This window comes from Rheinheimera sp. (assembly GCF_037442345.1).
Classification (GTDB): Bacteria; Pseudomonadota; Gammaproteobacteria; order Enterobacterales; family Alteromonadaceae; genus Pararheinheimera.
Window position 1 is genome coordinate 24,537 of the sequence record NZ_JBBIQL010000033.1, and the last position, 16,833, is coordinate 41,369.

The 16,833-nt window shown below is 52.8% G+C and carries 19 protein-coding genes; 11 read left to right on the top strand and 8 right to left on the bottom strand.

Features of this window, described 5'->3' with window-relative positions; translation table 11 throughout:
* Positions 1-32: 32 nt before the first annotated feature.
* The 3 genes from pepQ to WKJ04_RS16945 are packed head-to-tail and all read left to right on the top strand — an operon-like array spanning position 33 to position 3,426.
* Positions 33-1,355, top strand: a complete 1,323-nt coding sequence (gene pepQ, locus WKJ04_RS16935; protein ID WP_337881492.1) for a Xaa-Pro dipeptidase — start codon at positions 33-35, stop codon at positions 1,353-1,355.
* Positions 1,355-1,975 carry a YigZ family protein gene (locus tag WKJ04_RS16940; protein ID WP_337881493.1) on the top strand — a complete coding sequence of 207 codons (621 nt, stop codon included), beginning with the start codon at positions 1,355-1,357 and terminating at the stop codon, positions 1,973-1,975. Before pepQ ends, WKJ04_RS16940 begins: the two co-directional genes overlap by 1 nt.
* The gene (locus WKJ04_RS16945) at positions 1,975-3,426 is read left to right on the top strand and encodes a TrkH family potassium uptake protein (protein ID WP_337881494.1); all 1,452 of its coding nucleotides are present in this window, start codon (positions 1,975-1,977) and stop codon (positions 3,424-3,426) included. The genes WKJ04_RS16940 and WKJ04_RS16945 overlap by 1 nt, the downstream gene beginning before the upstream one ends.
* Before the next feature lie 300 nt (positions 3,427-3,726).
* Here WKJ04_RS16945 and trkA read toward each other — a convergent pair whose 3' ends face one another.
* From trkA to def, 4 genes are read right to left on the bottom strand one after another with little or no spacing between them, the layout of a single operon-like run.
* A complete protein-coding gene (gene trkA, locus WKJ04_RS16950) occupies positions 3,727-5,103 on the bottom strand; it encodes a Trk system potassium transporter TrkA (RefSeq protein ID WP_337841925.1) in 1,377 nt (458 codons plus the stop codon).
* A 15-nt stretch (positions 5,104-5,118) separates the two neighbouring features.
* Entirely contained in the window at positions 5,119-6,417 is a 1,299-nt protein-coding gene (gene rsmB, locus WKJ04_RS16955) for a 16S rRNA (cytosine(967)-C(5))-methyltransferase RsmB (RefSeq protein WP_337881495.1), read from the bottom strand.
* On the bottom strand, positions 6,407-7,366 hold the full coding sequence (fmt, locus tag WKJ04_RS16960; protein ID WP_337881496.1) for a methionyl-tRNA formyltransferase: 960 nt from the start codon (positions 7,364-7,366) through the stop codon (positions 6,407-6,409). Before fmt ends, rsmB begins: the two co-directional genes overlap by 11 nt.
* A gap of 11 nt (positions 7,367-7,377) precedes the next feature.
* Positions 7,378-7,887: a peptide deformylase gene (gene def, locus WKJ04_RS16965; RefSeq protein WP_337841928.1), complete on the bottom strand. Its 510-nt coding sequence runs from the start codon at positions 7,885-7,887 to the stop codon at positions 7,378-7,380.
* 117 nt (positions 7,888-8,004) lie between these two features.
* On the opposite strand from def, the gene WKJ04_RS16970 reads away from it, so the two are divergent.
* The 4 genes from WKJ04_RS16970 to WKJ04_RS16985 all read left to right on the top strand — a co-directional run bounded on the left by WKJ04_RS16970 (position 8,005) and on the right by WKJ04_RS16985 (position 11,338).
* Entirely contained in the window at positions 8,005-9,189 is a 1,185-nt protein-coding gene (locus WKJ04_RS16970) for a LysM domain-containing protein (RefSeq protein WP_337881497.1), read from the top strand.
* Positions 9,134-10,222: a DNA-processing protein DprA gene (gene dprA, locus WKJ04_RS16975; protein ID WP_337881498.1), complete on the top strand. Its 1,089-nt coding sequence runs from the start codon at positions 9,134-9,136 to the stop codon at positions 10,220-10,222. The genes WKJ04_RS16970 and dprA overlap by 56 nt, the downstream gene beginning before the upstream one ends.
* 2 nt (positions 10,223-10,224) lie before the next feature.
* Positions 10,225-10,698: a DUF494 family protein gene (locus WKJ04_RS16980; protein ID WP_337841931.1), complete on the top strand. Its 474-nt coding sequence runs from the start codon at positions 10,225-10,227 to the stop codon at positions 10,696-10,698.
* Between the two features lie 94 nt (positions 10,699-10,792).
* Positions 10,793-11,338, top strand: a complete 546-nt coding sequence (locus WKJ04_RS16985) for a topoisomerase DNA-binding C4 zinc finger domain-containing protein (protein WP_337881499.1) — start codon at positions 10,793-10,795, stop codon at positions 11,336-11,338.
* Between the two features lie 42 nt (positions 11,339-11,380).
* Here WKJ04_RS16985 and WKJ04_RS16990 read toward each other — a convergent pair whose 3' ends face one another.
* Positions 11,381-12,532 carry a 5-(carboxyamino)imidazole ribonucleotide synthase gene (locus tag WKJ04_RS16990; protein WP_337881500.1) on the bottom strand — a complete coding sequence of 384 codons (1,152 nt, stop codon included), beginning with the start codon at positions 12,530-12,532 and terminating at the stop codon, positions 11,381-11,383.
* Complete coding sequence (gene purE / locus WKJ04_RS16995; RefSeq protein WP_337841934.1) at positions 12,532-13,020, bottom strand: 5-(carboxyamino)imidazole ribonucleotide mutase; 489 nt, start codon at positions 13,018-13,020, stop codon at positions 12,532-12,534. The genes WKJ04_RS16990 and purE overlap by 1 nt, the downstream gene beginning before the upstream one ends.
* 92 nt (positions 13,021-13,112) lie before the next feature.
* Between purE and WKJ04_RS17000 the strand changes: the two genes are divergently transcribed.
* Together WKJ04_RS17000 and hemF are read left to right on the top strand one after the other, a co-directional pair.
* Complete coding sequence (locus WKJ04_RS17000; protein WP_337881501.1) at positions 13,113-13,679, top strand: L-threonylcarbamoyladenylate synthase; 567 nt, start codon at positions 13,113-13,115, stop codon at positions 13,677-13,679.
* 2 nt (positions 13,680-13,681) lie between these two features.
* Entirely contained in the window at positions 13,682-14,596 is a 915-nt protein-coding gene (hemF, locus tag WKJ04_RS17005; RefSeq protein WP_337881502.1) for an oxygen-dependent coproporphyrinogen oxidase, read from the top strand.
* Positions 14,597-14,624: 28 nt separating this feature from the next.
* Here the strand turns inward: hemF and WKJ04_RS17010 are convergent, their stop codons facing one another.
* Positions 14,625-15,065, bottom strand: a complete 441-nt coding sequence (locus WKJ04_RS17010) for a group II truncated hemoglobin (protein ID WP_337881503.1) — start codon at positions 15,063-15,065, stop codon at positions 14,625-14,627.
* A gap of 9 nt (positions 15,066-15,074) precedes the next feature.
* Here WKJ04_RS17010 and aroE point away from each other — a divergent pair, with 9 nt between their 5' ends.
* Both aroE and WKJ04_RS17020 read left to right on the top strand, forming a co-directional pair.
* Entirely contained in the window at positions 15,075-15,887 is an 813-nt protein-coding gene (gene aroE / locus WKJ04_RS17015) for a shikimate dehydrogenase (RefSeq protein WP_337881504.1), read from the top strand.
* Entirely contained in the window at positions 15,884-16,132 is a 249-nt protein-coding gene (locus WKJ04_RS17020; RefSeq protein WP_337881505.1) for a DUF1488 domain-containing protein, read from the top strand. Before aroE ends, WKJ04_RS17020 begins: the two co-directional genes overlap by 4 nt.
* Here WKJ04_RS17020 and WKJ04_RS17025 read toward each other — a convergent pair.
* On the bottom strand, positions 16,129-16,662 hold the full coding sequence (locus tag WKJ04_RS17025; RefSeq protein ID WP_337881506.1) for a gamma carbonic anhydrase family protein: 534 nt from the start codon (positions 16,660-16,662) through the stop codon (positions 16,129-16,131). The genes WKJ04_RS17020 and WKJ04_RS17025 overlap by 4 nt on opposite strands.
* Between the last annotated feature and the right edge of the window lie 171 nt (positions 16,663-16,833).

Here is a 16,833-nt window from a genome sequence, read left to right on the forward strand (position 1 = left end):
CACTGATTTAACCAAGGGGGAGACATAATTTCATGCGTCCGGCTTACCAAGAACTTTACGCCGCTCATTTATTTCAACTGCAGCAGCGCACCAAAGCGGTGTTGGCCAGGCAAAACCTGGACGGTCTGGTGATCCACTCTGGGCAGGCAAAGCGGCAGTTTCTGGACGATATGGATTACCCCTTTAAAGTGAATCCGCAGTTTAAAGCCTGGGTGCCAGTACTGGATAACCCGAACTGTTGGCTGATTGTCGATGGTGTCAACAAACCTAAGCTGGTGTTTTATTTGCCAAAAGACTTTTGGCATAAAGTGCCGGAAGCACCAGACAATTTCTGGTCAGGCTTTTTTGATATTCAGTTACTGGATAAAGCCAATCAGGTCGACAAATTGCTGCCATACGACAAGGCCCGCTATGCCTATATTGGTGAACATATTGAAGTGGCGCAGGCTTTGGGTTTTAGCGAAATTAACCCTGATGCCGTACTGAGTTACCTGCATTACCACCGCGCTTACAAAACGGACTACGAGCAGGCCTGTTTGCGTGAGGCCAGCCGTCTGGCCGTGGCAGGCCACCAGGCCGCCAAAACGGCCTTTTTTGCCGGTGGCAGTGAATTTGATATTCAGTTGGCTTACCTTGCTGCGGTGCGGCAGGGTGAGAATGACGTGCCTTACGGCAATATTATTGCACTGAATCAGAATGCGGCCATTCTGCATTACACAGTGTTGGAAACACAGCCTCCGGTGCAGCGCCATTCCTTTTTGATTGATGCCGGCGCCCAGTTTCATGGTTATGCCGCCGATATCACCCGTACCTACAGCTACCTGCAGGATGAGTTTGCAGAACTGATCGGTGCTATGGATCAACTGCAGCTGGAGCTGGTAGCGGGCCTGAAACCAGGCCTGAAATACCCGGATTTGCATCTCGAAGCCCATTTGCGGATTGCACAGGTGTTGTCCGACTTCGATTTTGTCCGCATGCCAGCAGCCGACATCGTCGAGTCCGGTTTAAGCCGGGTGTTTTTTCCGCACGGACTGGGGCATCACCTTGGGCTGCAAGTGCATGACGTCGGAGGCTTTATGGCGGATGAACGTGGCACCCATGTAGCAGCCCCTGAGGCACACCCCTTCCTACGTACCACCCGCACTGTGGAAGCCAATATGGTGTTTACCATTGAACCGGGCCTGTATTTTATTGATTCCCTGCTGGCTGAAGTGCGGGACAGCCAGGCGGGTAAAGCGGTGCACTGGGATAAAGTGGCGCAGTTTCGCAAGTTTGGCGGGATCCGCATTGAAGACAATGTCATAGTGCACAAAGACCGCAATGAAAATATGACCCGTGAGCTGCAGCTGAACTGATGTCCGGTTTTTGGTGGCTTGCTGCAACGGCTTCGTCTGAACAGGAAATCAAACGAAGCCGTTTTTTATGTACCTTATGGCCTATCAACAGCCTTGAACAGGGGCAGGCTATTATTCAACAGCAAAAACAACAACATAGTTCTGCAGCTCATGTCTGCAGTGCTATGCTGTTAGCGCCTGGAACCACTGGCCAACCGGCAGCCAGCAGCGATGACGGCGAGCCGTCCGGCACCGCAGGGCGGCCTATGCTGGCGGTGTTGCAGGGCTCTGGGCTGGTTGGCGTTTGTGCCACAGTGGTGCGTTATTACGGTGGGGTCCAGCTGGGCACTGGAGGCTTGGTCCGGGCATACAGTGATGCAGTGCGTCAGGCGCTGCTGCAGGCAGAGCGGCGTTTTCAGCCAGAACTACGTTGGGCCGAAGTGACCTTATCGTACCCGGCTTATGAAACGATGCAGCGTCAATGGGGGAAGCAGTGGCTCATTGAGCGGTATGAGTTTCAGGCGCTGGTGCAGCTGACTCTGGCTATACCCAAGCTGCAGCAGGCTGAATTTGAGGATGATTTGATGCGTTATTCCGACAGACAAGCGAGCCTGATGTGGCTGCAGAGGCAGGAGCCTTAATGCAATATCGCTCTATTATCCGTATTTTGGGGTTGCTGGTGGCTATATTCAGCATCACCATGATCCCACCCGCTTTGGTGGCTTATTGGTATCAGGATGGCGCCGGTGTGCCTTTTCTGTTGTCTTTTGTGTTGTCCATTGGCATTGGCCTGCTGATCTGGTACCCCAACCGGCAGGAAAAATCTGAGCTGAAAGTCCGTGATGGTTTTCTGATAGTGGTGCTGTTCTGGACAGTACTGGGGGCCGTAGGGGCTTTGCCATTCTGGTTGTCGGACAAACCGGAAATGAACCTGGCGGCTGCGATGTTTGAAGCCTTTTCCGGCCTGACCACTACAGGCGCCACAGTGCTGACGGGGCTGGAAACCCTGCCCAAAGCCATTCTGTTTTATCGTCAGCAGCTGCAGTGGTTTGGTGGTATGGGGATCATCGTACTGGCGGTGGCGATACTGCCAATGTTAGGTGTGGGGGGGATGCAGCTGTACCGGGCTGAAACACCCGGCCCCGTCAAAGACAACAAAATGACCCCGCGTATCGCCGATACTGCCAAGCATCTATGGTTTATTTATCTGGCGATCACTGTTGCCTGTACCCTGGCATTTTATGTGGCTGGCATGGACTGGTTTGACGCGATATGCCATGCATTTTCTACTGTGGCCATTGGTGGTTTTTCCACGTACGACGCGAGTATTGGCTATTTTAACAGTGTCAGCATCAATATGATTTGTGTGGTGTTTTTGCTGCTCAGTTCAGTGAACTTTCCACTGCACTTTGCGGCTATTCGCGGCAAAAGCGTGAAAACCTATTGGCGGGACCCGGAATTTAAAGCCTTTTTGTGGATCCAGCTCAGCCTGGTGATGTTGTGTTTTCTGGTGCTGCTGGAAGAGCAAATTTACCCGGACTGGCGCAGTGCGCTGAACCATGGTGTGTTTCAGGCGGTGTCGATGTCGACCACGGCCGGTTTCTCCACGGCAAGTTTTGTCGCCTGGCCATTGTTTTTGCCCATCTTATTAATTTTCGCCAGTTTTATTGGCGGTTGTGCCGGTTCTACCGCGGGTGGTTTAAAAGTGGTGCGGGTATTGCTGCTGTTTTTACAGGGCAAACGTGAACTGAACCGGCTGGTGCATCCGCGGGCTATCTACTCGATCAAACTGGGCCGCCGCCCTGTGGATGACCGCATAGTCGAAGCGGTCTGGGGCTTTTTCGCCGCTTATGCTTTTGTGTTTGTGGTGATTATGCTGCTGCTGTTACTGATAGGGCTGGACAATATCAGTGCCTTTACGGCCACAGCCGCTTGCCTGAATAACCTGGGCCCGGGCTTGGGTGAGGTCGCGGCTAACTTTGCTTCTGTACCGGACGCCGGCAAATGGGTGTTGGTGGTGGCGATGATTTTTGGCCGGTTGGAGATTTTTACTTTGTTGGTACTTTTTATCCCCGCCTTCTGGAAAGACTAATTTTCCCGTCGCCCTTGGCACTGTAGCTGCGTTGGCTGCAGTCTCTCGCCCCAATCGCATAGTCATCTATGCTCATGGGGTCTCGTTACTTTGCCGCCTTGCTACATCACCAATGGCTTAGGGAAAATGGGGCCAGAACGGCTGCGACTTCGTTGCACACTTTTCGTCACCCCCTCACATAGTGATCTATGTTCAGGGGCTGTCGAAAAGCTTGCGCCTTGTCTCGCTCGTTCTGGCTTCTGCAGTCAACGCAGCTGCATCACCCCTTCTCAGAGCAGGGTCTGAGATGGGGCTGAAGGGTTAGATAAAAATGGCGCTGACCTGAAAGAGGCGTTCCACTTCGGTGATGTATTTTTTATCGACCAGAAACAGAATCACATGGTCATTACTTTCAATCACCACGTTGTCGTGGGCAATCAAAACTTCATCACCCCGTACTATGGCCCCTATGGTGGCGCCCGGTGGCAACTTAATCTTACCAATGGCCTGACCCACCACTTTGGAGGTGGTTTTATCGCCATGGGCTACGGCTTCTATGGCCTCGGCTGCACCGCGGCGCAAAGAATACACGTTGACGATGTCGCCGCGGCGGATATGGGTCAGCAAGGCAGAAATAGTGGCTTGCTGAGGGGATACCGCAATATCCACTTCGCCGCCTTGCAGTAAGTCCACATAAGCGCCGCGTTTAATCAGCACCATGGTTTTCTGGGCGCCCATCCGTTTAGCCAGCATGGCCGACATGATGTTGGCTTCATCGTCATTGGTGACGGCCAAAAACACATCCACCTGCTCGATGTTTTCTTCTTCCAGCAGCTCAGGATCCGAGGCATCGCCAACATAAACCACAGTGTTATCCAAGGCACTCGACAGAAACTCTGCCCGCTCCCGGCTGCGCTCAATCAGCTTCACGCTGTGGTTTTTCTCCAGCGCCCTGGCCAGACCAAAACCGACATTGCCACCACCGGCAATCATAATGCGGTGGTAACTTTTCTCCAGTTTTTGCAGCTCGCTCATCACAGCGCGAATATGGCGTGTGGCTGCTACAAAGAAGACTTCATCGTCCGCTTCAATAACAGTCGTGCCTAGAGGTTTAATCGCATGGCCGCGCCGGTAAATGGCGGCAACCCGGGCATCAATATGCGGCATGTGTTGCTTCAGTGTCGACAGGGCATGGCCGACCAGCAAACCGCCGTAATAGGCTTTCACCGCCACCAGACTGACCTGACCTTCAGCAAATTCCACCACCTGCAATGCGCCAGGATAGTCGATTAAGCGTTTGATATAGTCGGTGACCAGGGTTTCTGGAGAAATAAAGTGGTCGACCGGCATGTCATCTTTATGAAACAACTGGTCGCGGTATTTCAGATACTGATTGGTGCGGATACGGGCAATTTTCAGTGGCGTGGAGAAAATACTGTAGGCCACCTGGCAGGCCACAATATTGACCTCGTCGCTGCTGGTGACGGCAATAATCATATCGGCGTCTTCGGCACCGGCGCGTTTTAATATATCCGGGTGGGCACTGTGGCCATGCACCACCTGCAAATCAAATCTGTCCTGCAAGGCGCGCAGTTTATCCAGATTGATATCCACCACGGTAATATCGTTTTGTTCCCCCACCAGGTTTTCCGCCAGGGTGGCGCCCACCTGACCTGCACCGAGGATAATGATCTTCATACGACCTCTGCGGTATTACCGCGTTGTTTTTCTGAGCTTAGCGTAATAAAAACCGTCCATTTGCTGCTGCCCTGGCAGAATTTGCCACTGGCTGTCGCTGTATTCAGCAGACAGAGGGATCAGTTCGGCATCCTGCTGAGACTGAACAAAAGCACTGATTTGCTGTTGATTTTCTTCTGGCAATACACTGCAGGTGGCATAGAGTAAGATGCCGCCAGGTTTCAGCAAAGGCCAGATTTGCTGCAGAATTTGCTGCTGCACTGCCGCCAGGGCGGCGATATCGGCTTTTTTGCGCAACCAGCGGATGTCCGGATGACGGCGGATCACGCCAGTGGCCGAGCAGGGCACGTCCAGCAAGATGCGGTCAAAACTGCGGCCATGGGCCCACAGCTCGGGTGTGGCGGCATCGGCGGCCAGCACTTCGGCATGGAGTTGCAAGCGTTCCAGGTTGGCATGCACCCGCTGCAACCGGCGCGGATCTTTGTCCAGAGCCAGCAGCTGCGCCTGCGGTGCCAACTCCAGAATATGGCTGGTTTTGCCACCAGGCGCACAGCAGGCATCGAGAATAGCGTCGCCATTGTGCGGCTGCAAAAAATAGGCAGCGTGCTGAGCGGCAGCATCTTGTACTGAAAACCAGCCGTCATCGTAGCCAGGTAGTAAGGTGACATCCTGTGCTTGCTCCAGCAGGATGGCGGTTGGTAAATAACTGAAAGGCTGGCTGGCACTCAGGCCTTCAGCCTCCAGTGCGGCCATAAAGGCATCAGGCCGGATCTGTTGCTGATTGACCCGCAACCACAGAGGCGCCTTTTGCTGATTGGCGTCAATCACCTCTGGCCATTGCTCTGGATAAGCTTGTTGCAGGCTGGTGACTATCCAGCCCGGGTGGTTGGTTTGCACCGCAACATGTGCCTGGCTGAAATCAAAGAGTTCTGGTTGTCGCTGCGCGTTGCGTAGCACGGCGTTGATCAGGCCGGTCAGCTTTTGGCCCTTGAGCAAGCGGGCTGCTTCCACGGTTTCACCTATGGCGGCATGATCAGGGATACGCAGAAACTTCAACTGATACAAACCAACGTAAATCAGAAACTGTAAAGGGCGCAGCTGTTTGACCAGCGGTTTGTCCATTAGCTTTTGACAGACAAACTCCAGCTGAGGTAACTGGCGCATCAGGCCAAAACAAATCTCTTGCAGCAATGCTTTGTCTGCCGGGTTTTTCAGTTGCAGCTGCGCTTTGGGCAGAACGTCAGACAGGGATTGGCCTAAGTCGACCACTTCATAACAACTTTGCGCCGCCAGCGCCCGCAGGTTAGTCAACATCTGGCATACTCAGTTGCTGGCCAACCACCAGCCAGTCAGCGCGGCCATTGAGGAAATCCGCCACTTTCATTGGTTTTTTACCGGCAGGCTGTAACTCGGTAATGGCAAGTACACTGTCAGCACATTGAATGGCAATACCTGTTTTATCCACCTGTACTACAGTGCCGACCGCTTTGTGCTGGCTGGGGCGCACTTCAGCTTTCCAGATTTTCAGTTGCTGGCTTTCCAGCTGCAAAATACTGATGGGCCAGGGGTTAAAAGCGCGGATTTCGCGCTCCAAGGCGGTAGCCTCTTTGCGAAAATTCAACACGGCTTCGGCTTTATCCAGCTTCTCGGCGTAATTGGCCAGCTGGTCTTGCTGCACTTCGGCTTTGGCCTGCAGTGCAGGTAAATCAGTTAAAGCGTCCAGTAAGGCGGCCGGGCCTACTTCTGCCAGCTTGTTGTACAGGCTGGTGCTGGTTTCATTGGCTGCGATAGGGCAGGCAACCTTGCTTAACATAGCGCCCGTGTCCAACCCCTCATCCATTTGCATAATGGTGACGCCGGATTCGGCATCGCCGGCCCAGATGGCCCGCTGAATAGGGGCCGCACCACGCCAGCGTGGCAATAAGGAACCATGCACGTTAATACAGCCTAACTTAGGTGCCTGTAACACAGCTAACGGCAGGATCAAACCATAGGCCACGACGACCATCAGGTCCGCATTCAGGGCGGCCAGCTCTTGTTGGGCCGGCGCTTTCTTCAGCGATTTAGGCTGGTAGACCGGGATTTTATGCGCCAATGCCAGTTGTTTGACCGGGCTTTGTTGCAACTGGTGGCCGCGCCCGGCCGGGCGATCGGGTTGGCTGTAAACAGCAATCACCTGATGCTCTGAATCCAGTAATGCCTGTAAGTGGCGGGCAGCAAAATCAGGTGTGCCCGCAAAGATGATACGCAGTGGAGTGGTCAAGGGATGTCCTGTCAGATTGCTTTAGCGAGCCGGGCTTCTTTTTCCAGTTTCTTTTTGATCCGGTCGCGTTTTAACGGCGACAGGTAATCGATAAAGAGTTTACCCACCAGATGGTCCAGTTCGTGTTGCAGACAAATAGCCAACAGGCCATCGGCGTCGAATTCGAACCACTCGCCCTGTTCATTCTGTGCTTTTACCCGCACTTCGGCGGCGCGCTCAACCTTGGCGTAACTTTGCGGTACCGACAGGCAGCCTTCTTCGTAGCAGGTGTCACCACTTTTCGCGATGATTTCCGGGTTAATAAATACCTGTGGCTGGTTACGCTCTTCTGACAGGTCAATCACCACCACCCGCTGATGAACGTTCACCTGGGTTGCTGCCAGACCAATGCCATTTTCGGCATACATGGTTTCCAGCATGTCTTTGCAAAGCTGGCGGATCTCGTCATTCACTTCAGCAACGGGCTTAGCCACGGTGCGCAAACGTTCGTCTGGGTAATGTAAAACGGTCAGTACTGTCATAGCCGGGAGAAAAATCCTGTCTGTTGTTAAGGCTGTGCTATGGTCTAATTTTAGCCATTTCTCTGGCGGATGGATAGCATAGCGGGCCGAAAAGGCCTGTCCGCAGGCGGGGATCGGATGAAACTTCAACTGATTGGGTTAATTTTCGGCGCTCTTTGGACCGGTCAAAGCCTGGCTCAGCAACTGACCTTAAAGGCGGATGCTCCGGCACAGTATCAGGTGAAAACCGGTGACACCTTATGGGATATTGCTGGTCTCTACTTAGCGAAGCCTTGGCTTTGGCCTGAACTCTGGCAAGCGAATCCTGCAGTGAAGAACCCTGATCTGATATATCCGGGTGATATTCTGGTGCTGAGGTTTGATCCAAATGGCAAGCCGGTGCTGCAAAAAAGTGAAAGTGAGCGTCCACTTACTTTGGTGGTGCAGCAGAACAGCACGGACACTGACGCAGTGATTAAACTGCGGCCACGGATCCGTAAACAACAGTCGGCCGCTGCGCTTGGGTTATTGCCGTCCTCTGTTATTCAATCTTTCCTGACCGGACACCAGTTGAAGGCTGAAGCTGAACTGCAGAAGGCCGCTTATGTACTGGGTGCGACTATGGCGATAAAAAACGCCGTCAGTGGGCATGTGCTTTATGTTCATGGGGAGCTGAGTGCCAAGGTGCAGTATGGTGTTTACCGTCAGATTGGGCCGGTTACAGATCCACAGACTGGCAACGAGCTGGGCACAGAATTGACCCCTTTAGCCCGGTTAAAAATTTTACCTGCGGTGGAGGGGCAAAGCAGTGAGGTACACAGGGCTGAATTGACTGACAGCAGGCAGGAAGTCCGGCAGGGGGATTGGGTGTTGCCGTTGCGACAGGCGACGGCTTTACCTGCCCGCTTCACACAGGTGGCTGACCAGGCCGCTACAGGTCAAATCCTTAGCAGTGCTTCGGGGCTGCGAGAGTTTGCATCCTGGGAAGTGGTACTGATCAACTTAGGGGCTGCACATGGCTTGCAATCTGGTCAGATTCTGCCGGTTTACCGCCGTTCTCCACAGGTGTTGGGTGAGCGGCCGCCACGTTACTCTGAAGACAGTGATGCATGGGGCCGGCTGGCGGGTGCTTTGTATAACAGAGTGGAGATGCCGTTTGAAACTGTAGGTCAGGTATTGGTACTGGAACCTCAGGCCTATGCCAGCTTTGTCATGGTGGTGGATGCACAGCAACCCCTGCGGCTGGGCGATCGAATAGGAGGGCAGGATGCCGTCGAGAAACATTCACAAACTGCTGGCGGTTCCGGGGCTGAACGGCCCTGATGTATGCCGCTGGTTAGCGCATTACGATCTGGACGAGCTGGTGGCGCTGCCCCCGCCGATACTAGTGCAACTCGGCTGGACGCCAGGGCAAATCGATGTGTTGGCTTCATTAACTCAGGAAAAACTAACACTGGCTGAGCAATGGTTGAGCCAAAGTGATACTCATCATTTGCTGTTGTACTCAGACCCGGACTACCCAGAACTACTGCGACAAACCAAAAACCCACCTTACCTGCTGTTTGTCCGAGGCGATAAGTCTCTGCTGGATCAGGCGCAGATTGCGATAGTCGGCAGCCGACATCCCACCGCCACCGCCAAACAAATAGCCCGTCAGTTTGCTGCAGAACTGACTCAGCTAGGGTTGGTCGTGACCAGTGGTATGGCACAAGGCATTGATGGCTGCAGTCATCAAGGGGCACTAACGGGTGGTGGAAAGACCCTGGCCGTTTTGGGCAATGGGTTGTTGCATGTCTACCCTAAGCAGCATCAGGCACTGGCTGAGCAAATTGCCGATCAAGGGGCATTGATTAGTGAGTATTGGCCGGATACACCGCCCAAAGCTGAGCATTTTCCGTTACGTAATCGCATTGTCGTCGGCATGAGTCTGGGGACTCTGGTGGTGGAAGCTGCAGAAAAAAGTGGCTCCTTAATCAGTGCCCGGCTGGCGGCTGACGAAGGTCGGGAGCTGTTCGCAGTGCCTGGGTCTATTTACAATCCGCAGGCAGCCGGTTGTCATCAGCTCATCCAGCAAGGTGCCAAATTAACCACTTGCGTGAAAGATATACTGGAAGAGTGGAGCTTTTTGCAAAAACCAGGTCTAACCCTACAAAAGGACAGTAAAAAAAATGCCCAAACAGGCTTGTTTGACTCCGCCATGTTGGCTAACGTAGGAGATGAGGCCACCGCTATTGATACCATAGCCGAGCGTTGTGGTTTACCGGTTGCGCAAGTCTCAATTGAATTACTTCAGCTGGAATTGGCCGGTGAAGTGGCAGCAGTACCTGGTGGTTACATCAGAGTGAGGAGGGCCTGACTATGTTTGATATCCTCATATACCTGTTCGAAAACTACATTCATAACGAATCAGAAATTTATGTTAACCACGCCGACCTGACTAAAGAACTCAGCAACGCCGGTTTTCATAATGACGATATATTCAAGGCACTGCGTTGGCTGGAAAGCCTGTCTGAGCTGCAGGAAAGCCACGTCAAACCTTATCTGACCAAAACTCCCAGTAACGCGGTGCGTATTTTCACCGTGGATGAACAACGCCGGCTGGATACTGAATGCCGGGGTTTTCTGTTATTTTTGGAACAAATTAATGTGTTAGATGCTCCAACCAGGGAAATGGTGCTCGACCGGGTGATGGATCTTGACCAGAACCATGTCAGTTTGGACGACCTGAAATGGGTGGTGCTGATGGTGCTGTTTAATGTGCCTGGGCATGAAAATGCTTATGCGCAAATGGAAGATTTGATTTTTGACGAACCGACAGGCCCTTTGCATTAGCGGGGGCTTCTTTGGCTGAAAGCCTGGACCGGCTCTGCACTGGCTTCAGGCTTTCGGTTATACTCCGCGCTGCTGCGTGAGCCGGAGGAAAATCATGTCCACAGAAACGCTTTTTTCCCATGAAAAAGCGGCGGAACCCTGCCCGCTGTGTTCCAGCCCTTTGCAGATTAAAAGTGGCAAAAATGGCCCCTTTTTAGGATGTTCGGCTTATCCTGTCTGTAATTACCTGAAAGCGCTGCATCCCCATGAAAATACAGTGGTCAAAGTGCTGGACAACGAACTTTGTCCAGAATGCCAGCACCCATTGGCTGTCAAAAATGGTCGCTATGGCATGTTCATTGGCTGCAGTAATTACCCGTCTTGCCACTTTGTGGTTCATCAACAGGAAGAAAGCCAGACCAGTGGGATCGCTTGCCCGTCGTGCAAAAAGGGAGAGCTGGTTGAGCGGATCAGTAAATATGGCAAAAGCTTTTATGGCTGCAACAGATACCCGGAATGTAAATTTCTGGTGAACTTAAAGCCTGTTGAAGGGCAGTGTGGGCATTGCGGTTTTCCATTGCTGCTGGAGAAACCTTCCGCCTCTGGTATAAAACTTATCTGTGCAGACAAAAAATGCCAGCAGTTGCAGAGCAGCCAATAAAAAGGGCCAGTCTGGCCCTTTAAACTCAGTGTTGTGCGGCTGTCAGACTTTGGCTGCCAGTGCTTTGGCCACGTCAGCCACTTCCGGAAAGGCGGCTTCTGGCAACAAAGCACTTAAAGCCAAAAAGCGTTCGGCCAGTTGAGCTGGCGTGTCACCACAGATGTTGATATGGCCCATTTTACGACCAGGTCTTTTGCCTTTACCGTACCAGTGCAGGTGGCAGCTTGGCAGGCTGAGTATGGCAGAATTCACTGTATCTTCGCCCAGAATGTTGACCATTACGGTCGGGCGCACCAGAGCTGTGCTGCCCAGCGGTAATCCGCACACCGCGCGTAAATGGTTCTCAAACTGGCAGGTGTCCGCGCCTTGCTGAGTCCAGTGTCCTGAGTTATGCACCCGCGGCGCAATTTCGTTGACCAGTAACTGATCGCCTACCTGGAAGAACTCCAGCGCCAATACGCCGACATAATTCAGCTGGTTGGCTACAGCATCAAACATCTGTTTAGCCTGAGCTTGCAGGCCTGTATCGCCCGGCAGTGCTTGTGAGACGGCCAGTACGCCATTGACATGATGATTTTCTGTCAACGGATAAACCACTGTTTCGCCCACAGCATTGCGGGCGCCGACCAGGCTGACTTCGCGGTCAAAGCGGACAAACTGCTCTGCAACAATGGCTTGGGGCAGGCTATGTTCTGCGCCGGCCATAAAGGCGGCAATATCGGCCCAAACATCGGCTGCATCCGCAGGCTGTTTTAAGCGCCATTGGCCTTTGCCATCGTAGCCAGCTAAGGCGCTTTTCAGCACTAAAGGTAACCCCAACTGTTCTATGGCGGCATAAAATTCGCTTTCGGTGTGAATGATTCGATAAGCGGCGTTGGCTACACCTGCCTGATCCAATAAAGCTTTTTCCTGACGACGGTCACCACCGGCTTTAATGGCGGTGCTGTTGGGCAGAAATTTCCCACTGGCTTCACACACAGCTTGCACTGGGTATGGGATATGTTCGAATTCAGAGCTGACCACGTCGGCAGCGGCGACAGCCTGTTCCAGAGTGAGTGGATAGACTTCGCCCGTGACCGGATGTTGTACTTTGGCTGAGTTCACATCATAGGCTGTGACTTTGATGTTCAGTGGTGCACCGGCCAGTGCCATCATCCGCGCCAGCTGTCCGGCGCCCATTACTAACACATTCATCAGTTGTCCTCGGCCGGGTTGGGGTGAGCCAGTACTGAGTCTGTTTGCTCTTTACGGAAGGCATCAATCTTCGCCATCAGGGCATCGTCTGAGGTGGCCAGAATTTGAGCCGCCAGCAAACCAGCGTTTGCCGCGCCGGCGTCACCAATAGCCAAAGTACCGACAGCCACACCTTTAGGCATTTGCACTATGGACAGTAAGGAATCCAGGCCTTTTAAGGCTTTCGATTGCACCGGAACGCCTAACACCGGCAGGCTGGTAAAAGCGGCTGCCATGCCTGGTAAGTGAGCGGCACCGCCAGCACCTGCGATAATCACTTTTAAGCCACGGCTGGCTGCAGCGCCGGCATAGTCAGCCAGTAGCTGTGGGGTTCTGTGCGCGGAAACGACAGTTGTTTCATAGGGAATTTGAAATCTGTCGAGCATATCGGCGGCGTTTTTCATCGTTGGCCAATCCGATTTAGACCCCATGATAATACCTACTTTCATTGTCGTTTCCTTAAAGCATTGCAGAACTGGCATAATTAAAGGCGCTATTATAGCCAGCTCGCCTGTAGCGGCCAACTTAAGACGTGGACTTTATGAGTAAACACCCCCAATTGAATGACGCCGTGGCTGCGTTGCAGCAAGGCAAAGTCATTGCTTATCCGACCGAAGCCGTGTTTGGCGTAGGTTGTGACCCGGACAATACGGACGCCATTGCTTTGTTGTTGCAGATCAAACAACGACCAAAAAGCAAAGGTCTGATTCTGATAGCGGCAGACTTTGCCCAATTACTGCCTTATATTGCCGCCGAACAGATCACGGATGAACAACGTCAGCTGATGTTTGCCAGTTGGCCTGGTCCTGTGACCTGGGTGGTGCCGGCGTCATCACGTTGCAGTGAATGGCTGACCGGTCAATTCAGTACTATCGCGGTACGGGTCAGTGATCATCCACTGGTGCAGCAGCTGTGTCAGGCTTTTGGCAAACCTGTTACCTCTACCAGCGCCAATTTGTCAGGGCTGGAGCCTGGGCGCTGTGCGGCAGAGGTTGTAGAGCAATTAGCGGATCAACTGGCGGTCATTATTGATGCGCCAACAGGTGGCCGGACTGCGCCTTCAGAAATTCGTGACTTAGCCACAGGGCAAATATTCAGAGCGGGATAAAGATGCAACAGGTCGACAAACAACAGGTTAAGCAGTTCTTGCTGGCGCTGCAGGAAAACATCTGTGAACAGCTAAGCGCTGTGGATGGCACAGCACATTTTGTGGAAGACAGCTGGGACAGAGCCGAAGGTGGTGGAGGCCGTTCACGGGTGCTGACGAATGGGGCCGTGTTTGAACAGGCTGGTGTGAATTTCTCGCATGTGTTTGGCGACAAGATGCCGGCTTCAGCGACGGCGCACCGACCAGAATTAGCTGGCCGCCAGTTTGAAGCCATGGGCGTGTCTCTGGTGATCCACCCGTCCAATCCTTATGTGCCAACCAGCCATGCCAATGTGCGGTTTTTTATTGCTGAAAAAGAAGGTGAAGCACCGGTCTGGTGGTTTGGTGGTGGTTTTGACCTGACGCCTTATTACCCATTTGAGGACGATGTGCTGCATTGGCACCAGGTCGCCAAAGGCTGCTGCGACATTTTTGACGCAAGTTACTACCCCAAATACAAAGCCTGGTGTGATGACTACTTCTATCTAAAACACCGGGGTGAAACCCGTGGTGTGGGCGGCTTGTTTTTTGATGATTTGAATGAAGCTGGTTTCGAACAAAGTTTTGCTTTTATGCGGGCCGTTGGAGAAGCCTATTGCCGGGCTTACATCCCTATCGTCGAAAAACGCAAATCAACCGAATACGGTGAAAGGCAGCGGCAATTCCAGTTGTACCGTCGTGGCCGCTATGTCGAATTCAATCTGGTGTTTGACCGCGGTACTTTGTTTGGTTTGCAGAGTGGTGGCCGCACCGAATCCATTCTGATGTCGATGCCACCTTTGGTGCGTTGGCAATATGGCTACCAACCTGAAGCAGGTTCGCCGGAAGCGAAGTTATATGAGCGTTATCTCAAGCCACAAAACTGGTTAAATCTCTAACATGTAAAAGGCGGCAAGGGCCGCCTCTTTAGTTATCGCTGTTGATCATATGACTGGCCAGTTGGCTCAGGGCTTCTTTTAAACCGCCGCGCAGCAGTTTGTCTTCCACCACTTCATCCAGTGCCTTGTTCATGCAGAACATCCACTGGTCGCGTAGTTGGGGTGTCACAGTAAAAGGCATATGCCGCATCCTTAATCGCGGGTGACCGTATTTCTGCTCAAAGAGCGAAGGGCCACCCAGCCAACCAGATAGAAACTCGTAGAACTTTTGCCGGATAGCGTCCAGTGGCAACGGATGAATGGCATACAGCTCGGCACTTTCCGGTGCTGCAGCCATAATGTCGTAGAATAGGTTGGCCAGCCGGCGGGTTGCTTCTTCGCCGCCAATTAATTCATAAGGGGTGACTTGTGGCGTGGGGTGACGCTTGTTATCGTCCGGTTTAAGCATTTTTTTCAGCAACTTCAACATAGGATTATCGTGGACCGTTACGCAGTATTTGGGCATCCGATTGCACATTCAAAATCGCCGCTGATCCATAGCTGGTTTGCCGAACAAACCGGGCAATCTTTGAGTTACGAGGCCATTCTAGCACCGAAGGATGGCTTTGCCGAATCCTGGCAGGCCTTTGTCGCTGCCGGTGGTAAAGGCGGAAACGTGACCGTGCCCTTTAAAGAACAGGCGTTTGCGTTGGCAAGTCAGCTCAGTGACAGAGCCAGGCAGGCTGGGGCGGTCAACACCCTCTATATAGATAACACTGGTGTTTTGTGTGGTGACAATACCGATGGGCTGGGTTTGGTGGCTGACTTACGCCGTTTAGCTGTGCCTCTGGCCAATGCCAATGTGCTGGTCCTTGGTGCCGGAGGCGCTGCCCGTGGTGTCGTCGGGCCCTTAGTAGCGGCTGGTGTTGCCCGCGTGCATCTGGCCAACAGAACGGCCAGTAAAGCGGAGCAGATCGCCGCTTTGTTCCCGCAGCAGGTCAGTGCTTCTGGTTATCAGGAGATCCCTGAGGAGCCCTGGCATTTGGTGATCAACGCCACCTCCAGTGGTCTGATGGCTGAACGCCCGCTGCTGGACCAGGTTCATCTAAAGCATGCTTTGTTGGCGTATGACATGTTGTATGGCAAAGAACCTACCGCATTTCTGACATGGTGTGCAGAGCAGCATGTACGCTGTGCCGATGGGTTGGGGATGTTAGTTGGCCAGGCCGCCGAGGCTTTTGCAATCTGGCGTGGGGTGAAACCTGCGGTTGAACCGGTATTGGCACGGCTACGTCAGGAGCTAGGGTTATGAATCAGCAACTGATCTTTAATCACGATTTTGCCTGGCACCAGGCTGAGCAGGCCGTGCAGTGCAGTTGCCTGCAGTCCGGCCTGAAGATTGTGGTTTATATCAAGAAGCCGGAAGGCTGGTTGGAGGACGCCTGGGTTCTTCAGGTAAAAGAAGACTGGTTTTTCTGGGAAGAAGAAATAGAGGCTGCATTAGAAGCACAACCTCTGGGCCATGATGCGGTGCTGCGATTAGAGGGGGCGGCTTAACACTCAGCCAGATACTCGTCTTTTAGCCGCACATAGTTTTCTGCTGACTGGGGCAGGAATGCTAACTCAGCTTCTGTCAGTGGGCGGGCCTGTTTGACTGGACTGCCTACATAAAGGAAGCCGGATTCCAGCCGTTTACCTGGGGGTACCAGGGAGCCTGCACCAATAATCACATTATCTTCTACTATGGCGTCATCCATCACTATGGCACCCATGCCAACCAAAATCTTATTTCCCAGCTGGCAGCCATGCAGCATGACTTTATGACCTACAGTGACTTCATCCCCAATAATGAGTGGCGAACCTGAAGGATTCTTTGATGTTGGCCTGGATACATGGAGCACAGAGCCATCCTGCACATTGGTCCGGGCTCCTATGCGAATTCGGTTCACATCACCGCGGGCGGCGACCAAAGGCCAGATACTGCTGTCTTTACCAATTTCAATATCCCCCACAATAACTGCGGAGCCATCTATATAGACGGCTTCTGCAAGAGTGGGCGCTATACCTTTATAAGTGCGTAGGGACACAAAAACCTCCTGAATTTAGCCTGAGTATGCTAGAAATGTTTAAAAAAAGCACCTTTCGTTCAAAAGTCAGGCGAACGAGCTTAGATTTATAAGTTTTCTTGTTTTTCCTGTTGCGTGAGTTCAAAAACTCCCTATAATGCGCGCCATGCCGACGGGGTGAAGCGAAAGCGA